Origin of the sequence: Streptomyces sp. NPDC088746, from assembly GCF_044751065.1 — a bacterium.
In the GTDB taxonomy this organism is placed as follows: domain Bacteria; phylum Actinomycetota; class Actinomycetes; order Streptomycetales; family Streptomycetaceae; genus Streptomyces.
Window position 1 is genome coordinate 485754 of record NZ_JBIVLA010000002.1, and the last position, 19318, is coordinate 505071.

The 19318-nt window shown below is 71.8% G+C and carries 20 protein-coding genes; 15 read left to right on the forward strand and 5 right to left on the reverse strand.

The genetic code is table 11. The features are described 5' to 3' along the window. Positions 1 to 54 precede the first annotated feature (54 nt). A complete protein-coding gene (gene truA, locus ACIP63_RS09735) occupies positions 55 to 909 on the forward strand; it encodes a tRNA pseudouridine(38-40) synthase TruA (protein WP_401513051.1) in 855 nt (284 codons plus the stop codon). On the opposite strand, the gene ACIP63_RS09740 is transcribed toward truA, so the two are convergent. Both ACIP63_RS09740 and ACIP63_RS09745 read right to left on the reverse strand, forming a co-directional pair. Next, positions 878 to 2764 (reverse strand): hypothetical protein, encoded by a 1887-nt coding sequence (locus ACIP63_RS09740; protein WP_401513054.1) that lies wholly within the window; start codon positions 2762 to 2764, stop codon positions 878 to 880. The two genes, truA and ACIP63_RS09740, sit on opposite strands and share 32 nt — an antisense overlap. Positions 2765 to 2834: 70 nt before the next feature. Beyond that, positions 2835 to 3686: a hypothetical protein gene (locus tag ACIP63_RS09745; RefSeq protein WP_401513057.1), complete on the reverse strand. Its 852-nt coding sequence runs from the start codon at positions 3684 to 3686 to the stop codon at positions 2835 to 2837. Positions 3687 to 3753: 67 nt separating this feature from the next. Here ACIP63_RS09745 and ACIP63_RS09750 point away from each other — a divergent pair, with 67 nt between their 5' ends. The 4 genes from ACIP63_RS09750 to glmM all read left to right on the forward strand — a co-directional run bounded on the left by ACIP63_RS09750 (position 3754) and on the right by glmM (position 8198). Beyond that, complete coding sequence (locus tag ACIP63_RS09750; protein WP_401513058.1) at positions 3754 to 5373, forward strand: ABC-F family ATP-binding cassette domain-containing protein; 1620 nt, start codon at positions 3754 to 3756, stop codon at positions 5371 to 5373. 229 nt (positions 5374 to 5602) lie between these two features. Next, positions 5603 to 6046 (forward strand): 50S ribosomal protein L13, encoded by a 444-nt coding sequence (gene rplM, locus ACIP63_RS09755; RefSeq protein WP_401513061.1) that lies wholly within the window; start codon positions 5603 to 5605, stop codon positions 6044 to 6046. A 45-nt stretch (positions 6047 to 6091) separates the two neighbouring features. Continuing rightward, on the forward strand, positions 6092 to 6619 hold the full coding sequence (gene rpsI, locus ACIP63_RS09760; RefSeq protein WP_362888532.1) for a 30S ribosomal protein S9: 528 nt from the start codon (positions 6092 to 6094) through the stop codon (positions 6617 to 6619). Positions 6620 to 6839: 220 nt separating this feature from the next. Beyond that, the gene (glmM, locus tag ACIP63_RS09765; protein ID WP_401513062.1) at positions 6840 to 8198 is read left to right on the forward strand and encodes a phosphoglucosamine mutase; all 1359 of its coding nucleotides are present in this window, start codon (positions 6840 to 6842) and stop codon (positions 8196 to 8198) included. Between the two features lie 7 nt (positions 8199 to 8205). On the opposite strand, the gene ACIP63_RS09770 is transcribed toward glmM, so the two are convergent. Further along, positions 8206 to 9165, reverse strand: coding sequence for a DUF389 domain-containing protein (locus ACIP63_RS09770; protein WP_401513064.1), 960 nt, complete (start codon positions 9163 to 9165; stop codon positions 8206 to 8208). A gap of 18 nt (positions 9166 to 9183) precedes the next feature. After that, entirely contained in the window at positions 9184 to 10176 is a 993-nt protein-coding gene (gene coaA / locus ACIP63_RS09775) for a type I pantothenate kinase (RefSeq protein ID WP_401513067.1), read from the reverse strand. Positions 10177 to 10307: 131 nt separating this feature from the next. Between coaA and ACIP63_RS09780 the strand changes: the two genes are divergently transcribed. The 10 genes from ACIP63_RS09780 (at position 10308) to ACIP63_RS09825 (ending at position 18599) form a co-directional block, all read left to right on the forward strand. Then, a complete protein-coding gene (locus tag ACIP63_RS09780; RefSeq protein ID WP_401513070.1) occupies positions 10308 to 10529 on the forward strand; it encodes a type II toxin-antitoxin system VapB family antitoxin in 222 nt (73 codons plus the stop codon). Next, a complete protein-coding gene (locus ACIP63_RS09785) occupies positions 10526 to 10936 on the forward strand; it encodes a PIN domain-containing protein (RefSeq protein WP_401513073.1) in 411 nt (136 codons plus the stop codon). Before ACIP63_RS09780 ends, ACIP63_RS09785 begins: the two co-directional genes overlap by 4 nt. A gap of 139 nt (positions 10937 to 11075) precedes the next feature. Next, positions 11076 to 12923 carry a glutamine--fructose-6-phosphate transaminase (isomerizing) gene (gene glmS / locus ACIP63_RS09790; RefSeq protein WP_401513076.1) on the forward strand — a complete coding sequence of 616 codons (1848 nt, stop codon included), beginning with the start codon at positions 11076 to 11078 and terminating at the stop codon, positions 12921 to 12923. A gap of 12 nt (positions 12924 to 12935) precedes the next feature. Beyond that, a complete protein-coding gene (locus ACIP63_RS09795) occupies positions 12936 to 13304 on the forward strand; it encodes a holo-ACP synthase (RefSeq protein WP_073745977.1) in 369 nt (122 codons plus the stop codon). A gap of 3 nt (positions 13305 to 13307) precedes the next feature. After that, complete coding sequence (locus ACIP63_RS09800; protein WP_401513079.1) at positions 13308 to 14753, forward strand: NAD(P)H-hydrate dehydratase; 1446 nt, start codon at positions 13308 to 13310, stop codon at positions 14751 to 14753. 37 nt (positions 14754 to 14790) lie between these two features. Beyond that, complete coding sequence (locus ACIP63_RS09805) at positions 14791 to 15174, forward strand: DUF488 domain-containing protein (protein WP_401513082.1); 384 nt, start codon at positions 14791 to 14793, stop codon at positions 15172 to 15174. Positions 15175 to 15235: 61 nt separating this feature from the next. After that, complete coding sequence (gene alr / locus ACIP63_RS09810; RefSeq protein ID WP_401513085.1) at positions 15236 to 16390, forward strand: alanine racemase; 1155 nt, start codon at positions 15236 to 15238, stop codon at positions 16388 to 16390. 52 nt (positions 16391 to 16442) lie between these two features. Further along, the gene (locus ACIP63_RS09815; protein ID WP_401513087.1) at positions 16443 to 17669 is read left to right on the forward strand and encodes an alpha/beta fold hydrolase; all 1227 of its coding nucleotides are present in this window, start codon (positions 16443 to 16445) and stop codon (positions 17667 to 17669) included. Positions 17670 to 17688: 19 nt separating this feature from the next. Beyond that, positions 17689 to 18234, forward strand: a complete 546-nt coding sequence (tsaE, locus tag ACIP63_RS09820) for a tRNA (adenosine(37)-N6)-threonylcarbamoyltransferase complex ATPase subunit type 1 TsaE (RefSeq protein ID WP_401513089.1) — start codon at positions 17689 to 17691, stop codon at positions 18232 to 18234. 182 nt (positions 18235 to 18416) lie between these two features. Beyond that, positions 18417 to 18599 carry a hypothetical protein gene (locus ACIP63_RS09825; protein ID WP_401513092.1) on the forward strand — a complete coding sequence of 61 codons (183 nt, stop codon included), beginning with the start codon at positions 18417 to 18419 and terminating at the stop codon, positions 18597 to 18599. Between the two features lie 17 nt (positions 18600 to 18616). On the opposite strand, the gene ACIP63_RS09830 is transcribed toward ACIP63_RS09825, so the two are convergent. After that, positions 18617 to 19150: a hypothetical protein gene (locus ACIP63_RS09830; protein WP_401513094.1), complete on the reverse strand. Its 534-nt coding sequence runs from the start codon at positions 19148 to 19150 to the stop codon at positions 18617 to 18619. Between the last annotated feature and the right edge of the window lie 168 nt (positions 19151 to 19318).

Genomic DNA, 19318 nt, shown 5'->3' on the forward strand with positions numbered 1-19318 from the left:
CCGCATCACCCTTCGGGGCGGTGCGGGCCCGTTCGGTTCTGAGAGGATCTTCGGGTGAGTGACGAGGCAGAGCCCGGCTTTGTACGGGTACGGCTGGACCTTTCCTACGACGGCAAGGACTTCTCCGGCTGGGCGAAGCAGACCAGCAGGCGCACGGTGCAGGGCGAGATCGAGGACGCGCTGCGCACCGTGACGCGGTCGTCGGTGACGTACGACCTGACGGTGGCCGGGCGCACCGACGCCGGGGTGCACGCGCGTGGGCAGGTGGCGCACGTCGACCTGCCGGCCGAGGTGTGGGCCGAGCACGAGGAGAAGCTGCTGCGGCGGATGGCGGGGCGCCTGCCGCTGGACGTACGGATCTGGCGGGCGGCCGAGGCTCCCGCGGGGTTCAACGCGCGCTTCTCCGCGCTGTGGCGGCGTTACGCGTACCGCGTGGGGGACCGGCCGGGCGGTGTGGACCCGCTGACCCGCGGCCATGTGCTCTGGCACGACCGGCCGCTGGACCTGGACGCGATGAACGAGGCGGCCGCCCTGATGGTGGGGGAGCACGACTTCGCCGCGTACTGCAAGAAGCGGGAGGGCGCGACGACCATCCGTACGCTCCAGAAGCTGCACTGGGTGCGGGACGCGGAGTCGGGTGTGCTGACGGCGACCGTGCAGGCCGACGCGTTCTGCCACAACATGGTGCGGGCGCTGATCGGGGCGGCGCTGTTCGTCGGGGACGGGCGCAGGCCGGCCGGGTGGCCTGCCGAGGTGCTGGCGGCCAAGGTGCGGGACCCGGCGGTGCACGTGGTGCGGCCGCACGGGCTGACGCTGGAGGAAGTGGCCTATCCGGCCGACGAGTTGCTGGCGGCCAGGGCGCTGGAGGCCCGGAACGTCAGGACGCTTCCGGGGACGGTCTGCTGCTGACCGGTCTGCGGCGCCGGGCGCGGAGCAGCTTGGCCGCGAAGTACAGGGCGACAACGGTGGACGCGGTGGAGCGGAACCAGCCGATGTCGGGCGTCCACCAGGCGTAGGCCGCGGCCGCGCTGAAGAAGAGCAGTCCGGCCGTGCGCAGGACCCACCAGCGGGCCGGGTGCGGCTCGTCCGGGGCGGGGGCCTCCGGGTGGACGCCGTCCCTGGTGGTCATGGTGTCCCGCATGCCCGCGAGGAAGCCGCGCCGGGCCAGCACCCGGGCCCCGGGGAGCGCCGTGAGGATCTCCTGTTCGCCCCCGTATCCGGCGGGCAGCGGCGGGAGGCCCAGGGCGGCGACGAGCTCTCCCTGGTGGCGGGCGGGATCGCCGGTGGCCCGCAGGATGTGGGCCAGGGGGCGCGGGTCGGTCAGCTTGTACACCCGGGCCAGCGCGGCGGCCGTCGCGCCCGCCTCCGCGTGGTCGGTGGCGGGTGCGGCGGTCTCCCAGGTGTGGTCCGTCACCTTCCTTCCCCGGTGCAGCAGGGTGAAGCTGCTGCGTTCCGGGGTGCGGTGCAGGACCAGGGCGGGCCACTCCTCGGCCGTGGTGAAGTTGTCGGCCGCCGAGGTGAGCGGGTCCTCCGGGAGCAGGGCCGCGCGTCTGCCGCGTACGGGGTCCGGGACGATCTCGACGTACGTGTGACGGCTGCCGGCCGGGGCCGTCCGCAGGCTGTGGCCGCAGATCAGGGCGGCCTGGGCCACCTCGGTGGGGCCGGTGGAGGCGATGGCGACCGACCGCGGTGCCAGCTCACGCTCCCATTCGGGCGTGCCGGTGGCCGGGGGCGCGGGGGAGGGACGGAAGAAGGGGACCTTCATCGCCAGCTCGACGCGGGTGTCGGAGCGGGCCTCCAGGAACTCGGCCCGGGGCTCGCCGAAATAGGTCCACGGGAAGGTCGTGGCGTGCACCCCGATGCTGCGGAAGGCCGTGAGGGCCTCCTCGTAGCGGTTCATCGACCACAGGACCAGGGCCAGGTGGTTGCGGAAGCCGGCGGCCTCCCGGTCTCCCGGGGCGTAGCTGTCGGACAGGGCCTGGGCGCGGGTGACCGCCGCCTCGGCGCGGGCGGTGTGGTCGGGGCCGGACGTCTCCTCGTCGGCGATCAGGTATTCGACGACGGCCTGGAGCGGCAGCGCGTGGAGCCGGGAGCCGGGAGGCGCCTGGTCCGCCGCGCGCTCGGCGAAGGCGAACATCTCCTCGTGCGAGCCGTACCACTTGTCGCAGAGGTACTGGAGCGCCTGGGTGTGGCAGCCCTCGTGGTGCGGGTCGCGTGCGTTCGCCTCGGCGAGATAGGTGTCGAAGACGTCCCGGGGAGCCTGGATGCCCCGGGCCTGGGTCAGCGCGACGCGCCACGGGACGGGGTCGTCGGGGTTGAGCTCCGCGGCGGCGGATATCACCGGCACCGAGTCCCGCAGCACCGCGTGGAACGCCCGGAACTGGTCGGCCTCGACGTGCTTGGCCCGGGCCCCCGTCCGTATCTGCCAGGCCTGGCAGATGTACTGGTCGGCCTTGACCAGTACGGCGTCGGGGTCCTCCGGGGACTCCTCCAGCCAGCTGTCCAGCCAGCCCGGGTGGTGCAGCGAGGCCCGTGCGAGGCGGGTGACACAGGTGTCCCTGCGCTCCCACTGGGCGTGCTCGCGGGTGAGGGCGAGCAGCTCGGCGGCCGGGGCGTGGTCACCCGCCGCGGCGGCGGCGAGGGCCGCCCGCAGCGAGGGGTCCGGGGCGTCGAGGACCACGGCGTCGTCCGGGGGCAGACCGGCGCCTATCGCGTCACTGTGGCGCAGGACGCGCGGGAGGGTGAAGAGGGTGGTCAGACGCACGGCTGCGGGTCCTCGGTCGAGGGGAGGGACGGGGACTGGTGCGTGGGGGGAGGGAGCACAGCACGGGCGGTCAGACGACGGGGGCCCCCGCGGCGGCCGAGGCCTGGACCTCGCCGCGGTGCCGGATCTGCCGGAAGGTGAAGTCGGTCAGGTCGTCGCCCACCTTGTACGCGTCCTTGGAGGCCGTGGTGACGTTCTTGCCGCTGGTGTAGCCGCCGATCGTGAAGTAGGCGTAACGGCCGTAGGAGTTGGAGGTGCGCCGGCAGACGGATCCGCCGCGGCAGAAGGTGGGGACTCCCGAACCGCTGAGCGAGGCGACTCCGCCGGACGCCTGCTGGGCGGCCTTCCTGGCCTCCGCCTCGGTGCCGAAGACGGCGAGCCCGACGGTGACCGCCACGCCGCCCTTGCTGTACGTCGCGCGGATGACCTGGTCGCAGCCGTTGTTCTCGAGGATCGAGCCGAGCGCGCCCTGGGTCGTCGCGGCGCAGTTCGCCGTACGGGCGGTGGCGCCCTTGGCGTAGACGCGGTCGCCCATGGTCAGCTTCCTGCCGGGGAAGAAGGCGTTGACGTCGACCGGGGCCTTGTCCTTCTTCTCGTCGGCTATGTAGTCCTTCGGGTCCGGCGGGGGCGGCGGTGCCACCGAGGAGAAGGAAGGCTCCGGCACGGAGGTCTCCGAGGGCAGGTCGGCGGGGGCCGGCAGCTCGCTGGCGTTCTTGTCCGACCCGGAGGCCCCGCCCCCGTCGGTCGTGATGACGGCCGTGGCCACGATCGCGGCCACCGCGGCGGTGGCCAGCGCGCCGCCGCCGATCATCAGCCACTTCTTGCGCCTGCCGCGTGCCGCGGACGCCTCCGCCAGCGCCGCCCAGTCCGGAGTCCGGCTCTCTCCCGGCCCCCAGGAGGGCCCCCCTTGCCCAAAGCTCATGCGGCGAATCCTAGACCGACCGTAATCCGGTTGGGTCAACGGTTCGCATGCCGTGACAATGCTGTGCATGGGACATCTTGAAGCGGGCCATCTGGAGTACTACCTACCGGACGGACGGGTGCTGCTCGGCGACGCTTCGTTCCGGGTGGCCGACGGCGCCGTCGTCGCCCTCGTCGGCGCGAACGGGGCGGGCAAGACGACGCTGCTGAAGCTGCTCGCCGGAGAGCTCCAGCCGCACGGCGGCTCGGTCTCGGTGAGCGGCGGGCTGGGCGTGATGGCCCAGTTCGTGGGCTCCGTACGGGACGAGCGGACCGTCCGCGACCTGCTGGTGTCCGTGGCCCAGCCCCGCATCAGGGAAGCGGCGAAGGCGGTCGACGCGGCGGAGGAGCGCATCCTCACCGTGGACGACGAGGCCGCGCAGATGGCGTACGCGCAGGCGCTCAGCGACTGGGCGGAGGTGCGGGGGTACGAGGCCGAGACGCTCTGGGACATGTGCACCACGGCCGCGCTCGGCGTCCCGTACGAGAAGGCGCAGTGGCGCGAGGTGCACACGCTCAGCGGGGGTGAGCAGAAGCGGCTGGTCCTGGAGGCGCTGCTGAGGGGCCCGGACGAGGTGCTGCTCCTGGACGAGCCGGACAACTATCTGGACGTACCCGGCAAGCGGTGGCTGGAGGAGAAGCTCAAGGAGACCCGCAAGACGGTCCTCTTCGTCTCCCACGACCGGGAGCTGCTCTCGCGGGCCGCCGAGAAGATCGTGAGCGTGGAGCCCAGCCCCGCCGGCTCGGACGTCTGGGTGCACGGCGGCGGTTTCGGGACGTACCACCAGGCCCGCAAGGAGCGGTTCGCGCGCTTCGAGGAGCTCCTGCGGCGCTGGGAGGAGGAGCACGCCCGGCTGAAGGCGCTCGTCCTGCGGATGCGGCAGCAGGCGGCGAACAGCCCCGACATGGCGAACCGCTACCACGCGATGCAGACCCGCTTCAAGAAGTTCGAGGAGGCGGGCCCGCCGCCGGAGCCGCCCCGCGAGCAGGACATCCGGATGCGGCTGCGCGGCGGGCGGACCGGGGTGCGGGCGGTGACCTGCAAGAACCTGGAGCTGACGGGTCTGATGAAGCCGTTCGACCTGGAGATCTACTACGGGGAGCGGGTCGCGGTCCTCGGCTCCAACGGTTCGGGGAAGTCGCACTTCCTGCGGCTGCTGGCCGGGGAGCCGGTCGCGCACACCGGTGAGTGGAAGCTCGGGGCGCGGGTCGTGCCCGGCCACTTCGCGCAGACGCACGCCCATCCGGAGCTGCTGGGCAAGACGCTCGTCGAGATCCTGTGGACCGAGCACGCCAAGGACCGCGGCGGCGCCATGTCGGTGCTGCGGCGCTACGAGCTGGAGCGCCAGGGCGACCAGGCCTTCGAGAGGCTGTCCGGCGGGCAGCAGGCGCGGTTCCAGATCCTGCTCCTGGAGCTGGCCGGCACGACCGCGCTGCTGCTGGACGAGCCGACGGACAACCTGGACCTGGAGTCGGCCGAGGCACTGCAGGACGGGCTCGAGGTGTACGACGGGACGGTCATGGCCGTCACGCACGACCGCTGGTTCGCGAAGTCCTTCGACCGCTATCTGGTCTTCGGCTCGGACGGGGTGGTGCGGGAGTCCACGGAGCCCGTCTGGGACGAGCGCAGGGTCGAACGGGAGCGGTAGGGCAGCGCGTTTTGACCCGTCCCGGGCGGGGCGGGTACTGTCGGTGGTTGTTATACGTATCGGCTCCGTCGCTCTCACGCGAGCAGCCCTTACGTAGGTTCTCTGGAGCAGTTACCAGTGGCTCGCATACGGGCAGTGTTCCCGGCATTGTGAGCCCCAGCTGCATGATCGCTTCAGGGGTGCCATGTGTTGTCTGGACCTCATCCACTGAAGAAGCGAAGGCTACGAAGTGCGTACGTACAGCCCCAAGCCCGGCGATGTCACTCGCCAGTGGCACATCATCGACGCCGAGGACATCGTTCTCGGCCGTCTGGCCACCACGGCTGCGAACCTCCTCCGAGGCAAGCACAAGGCGATCTACGCCCCCCACATGGACATGGGCGACTTCGTCATCATCATCAACGCCGAGAAGGTTCACCTCTCCGGTAACAAGAAGACCCAGAAGATGGCGTACCGCCACTCGGGCTTCCCGGGCGGTCTCCGTTCGGTGCGCTACGACGAGCTCCTCTCCAAGAACCCGGAGAAGGCCATCGAGAAGGCCATCAAGGGCATGATCCCCAAGAACACCCTGGGTCGTCAGATGATCTCGAAGCTCAAGGTCTACGCGGGCGACCAGCACCCGCACGCTGCGCAGCAGCCGGTCCCGTTCGAGATCACCCAGGTCGCGCAGTAGTTCCGGCCTCCCCCCTAAGACGTAAAGAAAGATCTGAGGAGAATCGTGGCCGAGACCACTGTTGAGACGCCCGTCGAGGGCACCGAGGGCGAAGAGACCTTCGCCGAGGTGACCACCTTCGAGTCGGAGGTCCCCGTCGAGGGTGAGTACACCTCCGAGTCGCTCGCGGGCCGCTTCGGCGACCCGCAGCCCGCGGCCGGCCTGGGCCGCCGCAAGAACGCCATCGCCCGCGTCCGGATCGTCCCGGGCACCGGCAAGTGGAAGATCAACGGTCGCACCCTTGAGGACTACTTCCCCAACAAGGTGCACCAGCAGGAAGTCAACGAGCCCTTCAAGGTGCTCGAGCTCGACGGCCGCTACGACGTCATCGCCCGCATCTCGGGTGGCGGCGTCTCCGGTCAGGCCGGCGCCCTGCGCCTCGGCGTGGCCCGCGCGCTGAACGAGGCGGACGCGGACAACAACCGCGCCACGCTGAAGAAGGCCGGCTTCCTCTCCCGCGACGACCGTGCGGTCGAGCGCAAGAAGGCCGGTCTCAAGAAGGCCCGTAAGGCCCCGCAGTACAGCAAGCGCTAAATCGCCTGCTCGTCTGCTTTACACGTTCGCCCCGGCGGCACACACCGTGCTGCTGGGGCGTTCGTTTATCAACCCGTGCGGGCGTATAACGGCATAAGACGTTTGCACGTTCATAGGGTCGGTGGCCTCGGGCGCACCCTTCTTTGTTGTGCCTTGCCTCGCTTCGCCCTGTTTTGATTACTTTGGTTTTGCGGTTTCGGAGCACCTTCGGAGGACACCAGTGGGACGACTCTTCGGCACGGACGGCGTGCGCGGCGTCGCCAACGCGGACCTGACAGCCGAGCTCGCGCTCGGGCTCTCGGTCGCGGCGGCGCACGTGCTGGCCGAAGCGGGCACCTTCGAGGGGCATCGGGCCACCGCGCTGGTGGGCCGCGACCCCCGTGCGTCGGGAGAGTTCCTGGAGGCCGCCGTCGTGGCGGGCCTGGCCAGCGCCGGCGTGGACGTGCTGCGTGTCGGGGTGCTGCCCACCCCCGCCGTGGCGTACCTCACCGGTGCGCTGGGCGCGGACATCGGTGTCATGCTCTCGGCCAGTCACAACGCGATGCCGGACAACGGCATCAAGTTCTTCGCGCGCGGCGGGCACAAGCTCGCCGACGAGCTGGAGGACCGCATCGAGACGGTCTACGAGCAGCACCGCACCGGTCAGCCGTGGAGCCGTCCGACCGGCGCCGGAGTGGGCCGCGTCACCGACTACACCGAGGGCTTCGACCGTTACGTCGCCCACCTCATCGGCGTCCTCCCGAACCGGCTCGACGGGCTGAAGGTCGTCCTGGACGAGGCGCACGGTGCCGCCGCCCGTGTCTCGCCCGAGGCGTTCGCCCGGGCCGGGGCCGAGATCGTCACCATCGGTGCCGAACCGGACGGCCTGAACATCAACGACGGCTGCGGCTCCACCCACCTGGAGCTGCTGCGGGCCGCCGTCGTCGAGCACGGTGCGGACCTCGGCATCGCGCACGACGGCGACGCGGACCGCTGCCTGGCCGTGGACGCGACCGGCGCGGAGGTCGACGGCGACCAGATCCTGGCCGTGCTCGCCCTCGCCATGCGCGACGCCGGCCAGCTGCGCAAGGACACCGTCGTCGGGACGGTCATGTCCAACCTGGGCTTCAAGATGGCGATGGAGCGGGAGGGCATCCAGCTCGTCCAGACCGCCGTCGGCGACCGTTACGTCCTGGAGTCGATGAAGGCCGAGGGCTTCGCGCTGGGCGGCGAGCAGTCCGGACACGTCATCGTCCTGGACCACGCGACGACGGGTGACGGCACGCTGACCGGGCTGATGCTCGCGGCCCGGGTCGCCGCCACCGGACGTACGCTCGCCGACCTGGCGGGGGTGATGCAGCGCCTCCCGCAGGTCCTCGTCAACGTGCCGGACGTCGACAAGTCCCGCGTGGACACCTCGCCCGAGGTGGCCGCCGCGGTGTCCCAGGCCGAGCGCGCGCTGGGTGACACCGGTCGCGTACTCCTGCGCAAGTCGGGCACCGAGCCGCTCGTACGGGTCATGGTCGAGGCAGCCGACCTGGAGCAGGCGCGCGCCGTGGCGGGGCAGCTCGCCGACGTGGTGAAGTCCGCGCTCGGCTGACGGCTCCTCAGCTCCCGGACGGGCCCGGCCTCACGGCCGGGTCCGTCCTGCGTTGCCAGGCCCACAGCACCCTCTGGACCAGCAGGGTCAGGGTCCCCGCCACCACGATGCCGCCCAGGTTGGCCAGCAGCTGTCCCGACGATCCCCACGTCTGCTGGAGGTCCTGGTAGCTGAAGGCCACCGCCGCGTTGGCGGCGGCCGGCACCGTGGTCACCGAGATCGCCACGCCGATCAGAGCCCCCGACTTCGCCGAGGTCAGCGAGAGCGTCCCCGCGATGCCCGCCAGGAGTGCGACCACGAACGACATCCAGTCCGGGTGCCAGATGAAGCCGGTGTTGGGCCTCTCCGCCTTGACCATGTCCTCGGTGAACAGACCGAGGGCGTCCATCAGCCAGGCGAAGCCGGCCGTGAGGACCATCGCCACCACGAAGCCGCCGATCAGCGCCCAGAGCGACCGCGCCACCAGCCGGGGCGCGCGCTGAACCAGCGCCGTCGAGATCCCGGCCAGCGGGCCGAACTCCGGGCCCACCGCCATCGCGCCCACGATCAGGACCGCGTTGTCCAGCATCACGCCGCACGCGGCGAGCATCGTCGCGAGGGCGAGGAAGGCCACATAGGTGACGCTGAAGGTCGACTCCTCGTGGGTGACCTCGCTCAGCTCCTCCCAGAGCACCGCGTCGGCGCCCTCGCCCGGCGCCGCGCGTTCGGCCTCGTCGGCGCGCTTGGAGAGGGTGAGGTCTATGTTCTCGACGGTGATGGAACCGCAGTCGTCGATGCCCATCTGCCGCAGCGAACCGATGAGTTCGTCACCGGCCTCCCGCGCCACGTCGCACAGGATCACATCGCCCACAGGGCTCCGCGCCGCACCCGCGAGCACCGCGACATGGGCGGTGCCCACGGTCCGTTCGATCAGACCGACCACCTCGTCGGTGCGGTCGGTGGGCACGATGAGGCGCAGATGCAGCACGGTGCACCCTTTCCGGGTTCAGAGCTTGCGCAGTGACAGACGCTGGACCTTGTGGTCCGGCCCCTTGCGCAGCACCAGGGTGGCACGGCCCCGCGTCGGCGCCACGTTCTCCAGGAGATTGGGCTTGTTGATGGTCCGCCACATGGTGCGCGCGTAGTCCAGGGCCTCGGCCTCGGAGACCTGGGTGTACTTGCGGAAGTACGAGAACGGGTTCTGGAAGGCCGTCTCGCGCAGCCGGCGGAAGCGGTGGAGGTACCAGGTCTCGATGTCCTCGGCCTTCGCGTCCACGTACACGCTGAAGTCGAAGTAGTCCGCGAGCCCGACCCTGGTCCGGCCGTCCTTGCCGGGCAGCGCCGGCTGCAGCACGTTCAGCCCCTCGACGATCAGGATGTCGGGGCGGCGTACGGTCAGCCGCTCGCCCGGCACGATGTCGTAGATCAGGTGCGAGTAGACGGGGGCCGTCACCTCGTCCTTGCCGGCCTTGATGTCGGCGACGAACCGGGTCAGCGCCCGCCGGTCGTAGGACTCGGGGAACCCCTTGCGCGACATCAGGCCCCGTGACTCGAGCTCCTTCATCGGCAGCAGGAAGCCGTCGGTCGTCACCAGCTCCACCCGGGGATGCTCCGGCCAGCGCGCCAGCAGCGCCTGGAGGATGCGGGCGGTGGTGGACTTGCCGACCGCGACGCTCCCGGCGACCCCTATGACGAAGGGGGTACCGCGCTGCGCGCCGTGCCCGTTGCCCGCGTCACCCAGGAAGGTGTTCAGGGCACCGCGCAGGCCCGAGGTGGCCTGGACGTAGAGGTTGAGCAGCCGGGAGAGCGGCAGATAGACGTCCCGGACCTCGTCGAGGTCGATGACATCGCCGAGCCCTCTCAGCTTCTCGACCTCCTCCGCGGTCAGCGGCAGCGGAGTCTTGTCACGCAGGGCGCTCCACTCGGCCCGGGTCAGGTCGACGTAGGGCGTCGGCGCGTGCTCGGTGCGGCGGGGGGGCCGTGCGGGTGAGGTGATCACGTACTCATTGTTGCGGGAGTTTTAACGGAGCGGGGGGTGGGGTCGGTCACGTGGGCTCGCGGACGGCGCCCTGAATGTGGGTGGCCTGCAATTCTTTGTACATGATCCACATCACTCGAAGGGGAGGCCGGATGTCCGTCACCCAGATCCACATTGACGATGACGCGCTGGAACGCACCATGGCGCTGTCCAAGGCCAGGACCAAGAAGGAAGCCGTCAATCTTGCGCTCCGGTACTACGCGGACCAGCAGGACCGTGCGGCGCGCATCAGCCGGCACTTCGAGCGGGCCCGGCGCTGGGGTGCCGTGGAGGACGCCGACCGCCGCCACCGGGCGGAGAAGGACCATCGGTGATCTACCTGCTCGACACGTCCGGGCTTGTTCGGATGCTCAGTGACATCACGCTGCAGACCGCCTGGTACGACACCATCTGTGCCGGCGCGGTCGGTTCCTGCTATCCGCAGCGCGCCGAGTTCCTCTTCAGCGCCCGGCCCGGGGTCGAGTACGACGAGATCGTGGAGATGTTCACAGACCTGTATCCCGACGTCTCCGTGCCGAAGAACGCGGGACGCTGGATCGGAGCGGTGCAACAGCGGATGGCCCGTGCCGGACAGCACCGGAGCGCTTCGGCGGTGGATCTGATCATTGCTGCTACCGCAGCCCATCACGGGCTGACCGTCCTCCATGACGACGCCGACTACCGCACTGTCGCCCAGCACGCTCCTGACCTGCGCGAGCACCGCATCCACGACGTCGGCTGACAGCCGCAGACGGCCATTCCCTCTACCCGCTCCCATGCTCGTCATCCACGAGCTGCAGAACGGACGTGCCTCCGCAGCCGGGCCCCTCCGGCATGTCGGAAGCCGAGCAGAGGGGCGGTGCGGGCTTTATGGTGCCGATATGTGCGGAATCGTGGGTTATGTCGGGGCGCAGTCGGCGCAGGATGTCGTTGTCGCGGGGCTGAAGCGGCTGGAGTACCGGGGGTACGACTCCGCCGGGGTCGCCGTCCTCGCGGACGGGGGGCTGGCCTCCGCGAAGAAGGCGGGGAAGCTCCTCAATCTGGAGAAGGAGCTCAAGGACCGGCCGCTGCCGGCCGGGAACACCGGTCTCGGGCACACCCGTTGGGCCACGCACGGCGGGCCCACCGATGCCAACGCCCACCCGCACCTCGACAACGCGGGCCGGGTCGCCGTCGTGCACAACGGGATCATCGAGAACTTCGCCGCCCTGCGCGAGGAGTTGGCCGGGCGGGGCCATGACCTGACCTCCGAGACCGACACCGAGGTGGTCGCCCATCTGCTCGCCGAGGCGTACTCGTCCGGCGGTGACCTGGCGGAGGCCATGCGGCAGGTGTGCCGGCAGCTGGAGGGGGCGTTCACGCTGGTCGCCGTGCACGCGGACGAGCCCGGCGTGGTCGTCGGGGCCCGGCGGAACTCGCCGCTGGTCGTCGGAGTGGGGGACGGGGAGATGTTCCTGGCCTCCGACGTGGCCGCCTTCATCGCCCACACCCGGGACGCGATCGAGCTCGGCCAGGACCAGGTGGTCGAGCTGGGCCGGGACGGGGTGACGGTCACCGGTTTCGACGGCCTGCCCGCCGACGTACGCGAGTACCACGTGGACTGGGACGCGTCGGCCGCAGAGAAGGGCGGCTACGCCTCCTTCATGCTCAAGGAGATCGCCGACCAGCCCAAGGCCGTCGCCGACACGCTGCTCGGCCGGATCGACGGCTCGGGCGCGCTCCACCTCGACGAGGTGCGCATCCCGCCGGGTGTGCTCCGCGAGGTCGACAAGGTCGTCGTCGTCGCCTGCGGGACCGCCTTCCACGCCGGGATGATCGCCAAGTACGCCATCGAGCACTGGACCAGGCTGCCGTGCGAGACGGAGCTCGCCAGCGAGTTCCGCTACCGCGACCCGATCCTGGACCAGCGCACCCTCGTCGTCGCCATCTCGCAGTCCGGCGAGACGATGGACACGCTGATGGCGGTCCGGCACGCCCGTGAGCAGGGGGCGAGGGTCCTCGCCATCTGCAACACGAACGGGTCGACCATCCCCAGGGAGTCGGACGCGGTCCTCTACACGCACGCCGGGCCGGAGGTCGCCGTCGCCTCCACCAAGGCGTTCCTGACCCAGCTCGTCGCCTGCTACCTCGTCGCGCTCTACCTCGGACAGGTGCGCGGCACCAAGTGGGGCGACGAGATCCGCACGGTCGTGCGCCAGCTCTCCGAGATCTCCGGCGCCGTCGAACGCGTGCTGGGGACCATGGAGCCGGTGCGCGAACTGGCCCGCTCCCTGGCCGCCCACGACACCGTGCTCTTCGTGGGCCGGCACGTGGGCTACCCGGTGGCCATGGAAGGCGCGCTCAAGCTCAAGGAGCTCGCCTACATGCATGCCGAGGGCTTCGCCGCGGGGGAGCTCAAGCACGGTCCGATCGCCCTGATCGAGGAGGGGCTGCCGGTCGTCGTGATCGTGCCGTCCCCCCGCGGCCGCTCGGTGCTGCACGACAAGATCGTGTCGAACATCCAGGAGATCCGGGCCCGTGGCGCCCGTACCGTCGTCATCGCGGAGGAGGGCGACGAGGAAGTCGTCCCGTACGCCGATCACCTCATCAGGATCCCGGCTACGCCTACGCTGCTTCAGCCACTGGTCGCCACGGTGCCGTTGCAGGTCTTCGCCTGCGAGCTGGCGACCGCCCGGGGCAACGAGGTGGACCAGCCGCGCAATCTGGCGAAGTCCGTGACAGTCGAATGAGTGAGTGAGCGCGTGATCATTGGGGTCGGGATCGATGTGGCGGAGATCGAGCGCTTCGGCGCCGCGCTGGGGCGCACGCCGCAGCTGGCCGAGCGGCTCTTCCTGGAGCGGGAGTTGCTGCTGCCCGGCGGGGAGCGGCGGGGGATCGCCTCGCTGGCGGCCAGGTTCGCCGCGAAGGAGGCCCTGGCCAAGGCGCTCGGCGCACCGGGCGGCCTGCTCTGGACCGACGCCGAGGTCTGCGTCGAGGACAGCGGGCAGCCGCGTCTGGAGGTCCGCGGCACCGTCGCGGCCCGGGCGGCCGAGCTCGGCGTGCGCAGCTGGCACGTCTCGCTCAGCCACGACGCGGGGGTGGCGTCCGCCGTGGTGATCGCGGAGGGTTGAGGTATGCGACATGCCTACAGCGTCGAGACCGTAAGGACCGCCGAGAAGGCGCTCATGGCACGGCTCCCGGAGGGCGCGCTGATGCAGCGCGCCGCCGCCGGGCTCGCGGTGGCCTGCGGTGACCTGCTCCGGCGCAACGGTCGGGTCTACGGCTCCCGGGTGCTGCTGCTCGTCGGCAGCGGCGACAACGGCGGCGACACGCTGTACGCGGGGGCCCGGCTGGCCCGGCGCGGAGCCGGCGTGCGGGCCGTGCTGACCTCGCCGGACAAGGTCCACCGGGCCGCACTCGCCGCCCTGCTGGCCGCCGGCGGGCAGGTCCTGGACACCCCCGACGGGCTGTCCCCCGTCGACCTCGTCGTCGACGGGATCACCGGGATCGGCGGCCGCGGCGGCCTGCGCCCCGAGGCCGCCGAGCTGGTCCGCGCGGTCACCGGGGGCCACGCGCCCGTGCTGGCGGTGGACCTGCCGAGCGGGGTCGAGGCGGACACCGGCCAAGTGCTCGGCGCGGCCGTACGGGCGGACGCGACGGTCACCTTCGGTACGTACAAGCCGGGGCTGCTCATCGACCCGGCCGCAGAACACGCGGGCGCCCTCCGGCTCGTCGACATCGGACTGGCGGCGGGGCTGCCCGCGCGCCCCGACCTGGAGGCCCTCCAGTACGCCGATGTGGCCGCGCTGCTGCCCGTACCTGACGCCGAGAGCGACAAGTACCGGCGCGGGGTCGTCGGGGTGGCCGCGGGCTCCGAGCGGTACCCGGGCGCGGCCGTGCTCGCCGTCGCGGGGGCGCTGCGGGGCGGCGCCGGAGCCGTGCGGTACGCGGGCCCCGGGGCCGACGCGGTGATCGCCCGCTTCCCGGAGACGCTGGTGCACCCCGGGCCGCCGTCGAAGGCCGGGCGCGTCCAGGCCTGGGTGGTCGGGCCCGGGCTGGGCGACGGCTCGCAGGCCGCGACCGCGGTGTCCGACGTGCTGGCCGCGGACGTGCCCGTGCTGGTCGACGCGGACGGGCTGCGGCTGATGGACGCCGGGGCCGTGCGGGAGCGGACCGCCGCCACCGTCCTCACCCCGCACGCCGGTGAGGCCGCCGCGCTGCTGGGCGTGGAGCGCGAGGAGGTCGAGGCGGGCCGGCTCGCCGCCGTACGGGAGCTTGCCGCGCGCTACCGCGCCACGGTGCTGCTGAAGGGCTCGACGACCCTCGTCGCGGAGGCCGGGAACACGCCCGTGCGGGTCAATCCGACCGGGACGTCCTGGCTGGCCACGGCGGGCAGCGGCGACGTGCTCTCCGGGCTGACCGGTTCGCTGCTGGCCGCGGGCCTCGCCCCGCGCGACGCCGCGTCGGTGGGCGCCTATCTGCACGGGCTCGCGGCCCGCCGGACCTCCGACGGGGCGCCGGTCACCGCCCAGGACGTCGCGGACGCCGTACCGGCTGCCTGGCGGGACGTGCGGGCCTGATCCAGGCTGGAAGCACGGGAACGGAAGGTGGTCGGTCGTGGGCAGCGGCAGCGGAATCCGCGTACGCAGGGTCTACGACCCTCCGGAGGAGGACGACGGCACCCGCGTGCTCGTCGACCGGCTCTGGCCACGGGGGATCTCCAAGGAGCACGCGGCGGTGGACCTGTGGGCCAAGGACGTGACGCCTTCGAAGGAACTCCGCACCTGGTACCACGAGGACCGCGGCACCCGGTACGACGACTTCGTGGACCGCTACCGGACCGAACTCGGCGACCCGGCGCACACCGAGGCCGTCGAGCAGCTGCTCGCGCTGCTGCGCCGGGGCGGCGCCGTCACCCTCGTCACGGCGGTGAAGGACGTCCCGGTCAGCCATGTCCCGGTCCTCGTCGAGCATCTGGAGCACGCCCTGGACCACCGCTGACCGCCTCACCGGGCACAGAGGGTCGAGGGCACAGGCGTACGGCTCTGAGAGACTGGGCGCGATGAACGAGACAGCGACCCTGAGAGCCCGTGCCGAGATCGACCTCGCCGCGTTGCGCGCCAATGTGCGGGAACTGCGCGCGCGGGCGTCCGGGGCGCAGCTCATGGCCGTGGTGAAGTCCGACGCGTACGGCCACGGGGCGCTGCCCTGCGCCAGGGCGGCTCTGGAGGCCGGTGCGGCCTGGCTGGGCACCGCCACCCCGCAGGAGGCGCTCGCGCTGCGCGCGGCCGGGATCGGCGGCCGGGTGCTGTGCTGGCTGTGGACGCCGGGCGGCCCCTGGCGCGAGGCGGTCGAGGCCGATATCGATGTCTCGGTGAGCGGTATGTGGGCGCTCGACGAGGTCGTCGCCGCCGCCACGGAGGCGGGGGTCGCGGCCCGCGTCCAGCTCAAGGCCGACACGGGCCTGGGGCGCAACGGCTGCCAGCCCGCCGACTGGCCGGCGCTCGTCTCGGCCGCCCGCGCCGCCGAGGACGCGGGCATCCTGCGCGTCACCGGCCTCTGGTCGCACTTCGCCTGCGCCGACGAGCCCGGCCACCCGTCGATCGCCGCCCAGCTGAACGTCTTCCGCGACTTGGTGGCGTACGCCGAGAAGGAGGGCGTCCGCCCCGAGGTGCGGCACATCGCCAACTCCCCGGCGACGCTGACGGTGCCCGAGTCCCACTTCGATCTCGTCCGCACCGGTATCGCGATGTACGGCATCTCGCCCAGCCCGGAGCTGGGCACCTCGGCCGACTTCGGGCTGCGGCCCGTCATGACGCTCGCCGCCTCCGTCGCACTGGTCAAGCAGGTTCCCCCTGGCCACGGCATCAGCTACGGGCACCACTACACGACCTCCGCCGAGACGACGCTCGCCCTGGTGCCGGTCGGCTACGCGGACGGCATCCCGCGCCACGCCTCCGGCCGGGGCCCCGTCCTCGTCGGGGGCGCCGTGCGCAGGATCGCGGGCCGGGTGGCGATGGACCAGTTCGTGGTCGACCTCGGGGGCGACGTCCTCGAAGCGGGCGCGGAGGCGGTGCTGTTCGGGCCGGGCGACCGGGGCGAACCGAGCGCCGAGGACTGGGCGCGGGCGGCGGACACGATCGCGTACGAGATCGTCACACGCATCGGCTCACGCGTCCCCCGCGTCCATCTCCACGGGGACTCGGACCGGGACTGACACCCCGGCCCGGCAGGACCCGACCACATCGACGACGAAGGAGCACGGCACGGTGAGCGAGACCAGCGCCGAGGACGTGGTGGCGACGGCGGCCGTCGCGGCGGCCGGCTGGCGCCGGGCGGGCGTCGCCGGGGCGGCGATAGGCGTCATCGCCGCGGGCGCGGCCGCGGGTGTCGCCGTCGAGCGGCTCACCGTCGGCCGGGGCATGCGCAAGAAGGCCCGCCTCGCACTGGACGCCTCCGGCCCGTACGGCTCGCTGCGCGGGCAGCCCGGCCGGGCGGTCGCCGACGACGGCACCGAGCTGTACTACGAGGTCGACGAGATCGAGCCGGACGGCGGGACGGGCCGCGCGGGCGTGGGCGCCGGGGTGAGCACCCCCGCGGGCTCCGGCACGCGCCGGCGCAGGCTCTTCGGCAGCAAGGACCCCGCGCCCCTGACCGTCGTCTTCAGCCACGGCTACTGCCTCGGCCAGGACTCCTGGCACTTCCAGCGGGCGGCGCTCCGCGGCCTGGTCCGCGCGGTCTACTGGGACCAGCGCAGCCACGGCCGGTCCGAGCGGGGCAAGGCGCAGGGCGAGGGCGTACCGGTCGGCATCGACCAGCTCGGCCGTGACCTCAAGGCGGTCCTCGACGCGGCGGCCCCCGAGGGCCCGCTGGTGCTGGTCGGGCACTCCATGGGCGGCATGACGATGATGGCGCTCGCCGACCGGTATCCGGAGCTGATCCGCGACCGGGTGGCCGCGGTCGCGTTCGTGGGCACGTCGAGCGGCAAGCTCGGCGAGGTGAACTTCGGGCTGCCGGTGGCGGGCGTGAACGCGGTGCGCCGGGTGCTGCCCGGGGTCCTGAAGGCGCTCGGCTCGCAGGCGGAGCTGGTGGAGCGCGGGCGGCGGGCGACCGCCGACCTGTTCGCGGGGCTGATCAAGCGGTATTCGTTCGGGTCCCGGGACGTGGACCCGGCGGTCGCGCGGTTCGCGGAGCGGCTCATCGAGTCCACCCCGATCGACGTGGTCGCCGAGTTCTACCCGGCCTTCACGGAGCACGACAAGAGCGAGGCCCTCCCCGCCTTCCGCGGGCTTCCGGTGCTGATCCTGGCCGGTGACAAGGACCTCGTGACGCCGAGCTCGCACAGCGAGGCCATCGCGGACGAGCTTCCGGACGCGGAGCTGGTCATCGTGCCGGACGCCGGTCATCTGGTGATGCTGGAGCACCCCGAGACGGTGACCGACCGCCTCGCGGACCTGCTGGTGCGGATCGGAGCCGTTCCGGCCGAGGGGTGCTGATCCTCTACCGTTGGTCGGCATGGAAGCAGCGCACAACGGCCCCGTGGCCGGCACCGTCGAACCGGGCACCGTCACCCTGGACGTCGCCGTCGAGTCCCCCGAAGAGATGAAGGAGCTGGGCCGCCGGATCGCCGGTGTGCTGGCCCCCGGCGACCTGGTGATGCTCAGCGGCGAGCTCGGCGCGGGCAAGACCACCCTGACCCGCGGCCTCGGTGAGGGCCTCGGGGTACGCGGTGCCGTCACCTCGCCGACCTTCGTGATCGCCCGGGTCCATCCGCCGCTGGGCGAGGGCCCCGCCCTGGTCCACGTCGACGCGTACCGCCTGGGCGGCGGTCTCGACGAGATGGAGGACCTGGACCTCGACGTGTCGCTGCCGGAGTCGGTGATCGTCGTGGAGTGGGGCGACGGCAAGGTCGAGGAACTCTCGGAGGACCGGCTGCGGGTGGTGATCGACCGCGCGGTCGGCGACACGGACGACGAGCGCCGCGCGGTGACCCTGACGGGCATCGGCGCGCGCTGGTCGGGGCTGGACACGGAGCTGGCGGCGCTCCGGGAGGAGCTCTGAGGGGCGAGCGGCTTCCGTGCCCCTGTTTCCCGAGCTTCCCGAGCTTCCCGACGCTTCCCGACGCTTTCCGACAGGACGTCGGTAAAATGTTGCGCCGGGGCGGCCCCTCGTGGTCACATGGGATACAGGGGCTTGTTAGGTCTACCTAACCACGCCTCTCACCGAAGCACGAGGAGGCATCCATGCCGGGACCCGAGCGTGAAGTGCAGCCGCAGCCGTCGCAGGCGGAATCACCGTCGGTGTCCGCGGTGTCGATGAAGGACCTGCTGGCCTCCTGCGCCGCCGCGACGGCGGTGTCGACACCGCCCCACGACGAGCACGCCGATGAGGGCGACGCCGAGGACTTGGGGCGCGACGCCGCTTAAGGCCCTCGAAGCGGCCCTCAGGGGACGACGACGACCTTCACGCCGACCGTGGCGAAGGTCCACAGCGCGTTGCCGTCGGCGCGCTTCATGCGGACGCCGCCGGTCTTCATCGTGGGGTCGGGGCTCTCCATCGAGTTGTCCTGCGCGGCGCTGAAGCCCACGGAGACGTCGCCGACGTTCGCGAAACGCACCACGTGCTCGATCGGGACGCCGTCCGAGCCCTTGATGCTGCCGGAGCGCGAGGTCACCGCGTAGACGCCGGGCAGCGGGTTCACCGAGCTCGGCATGACGGTGAACGTCCGGAGGGCCTTCTCCTTGTCGTCCACGATCCACACCCGGCGGTCCTTCAGCGCGTACACGACGCGGGTCCCGGTGTCGGAGTCCGCGGGGACCGCGAGCGGCTCCTTCGGCGGCTTCGGCTTCGCGGAGGGGGCGGCCGTCGTCCCGGAGGGCTTGTCCGAGGGCGCGGCGACCGAGTCGGGCGCGTTGGCCGACGCCTGGTAGGCGAGGAAACAGACCGCGGCCAACGCCGCGGCAGTGAGCCCGGCCACGATTCCCGAGCTGCCCCTTGCCACCGTGAGGTCCCCTTTCACATGCCGTCCGTCGCATGTCGTACAAGCATTTACGTCGTACACGCGTATACCCGGCGACGGTACCAGCAGCGGCAGGCGAGACCGGGACGTCGTACGGGCTGCCGTGACCGGGTCGGCGGAGCCGTA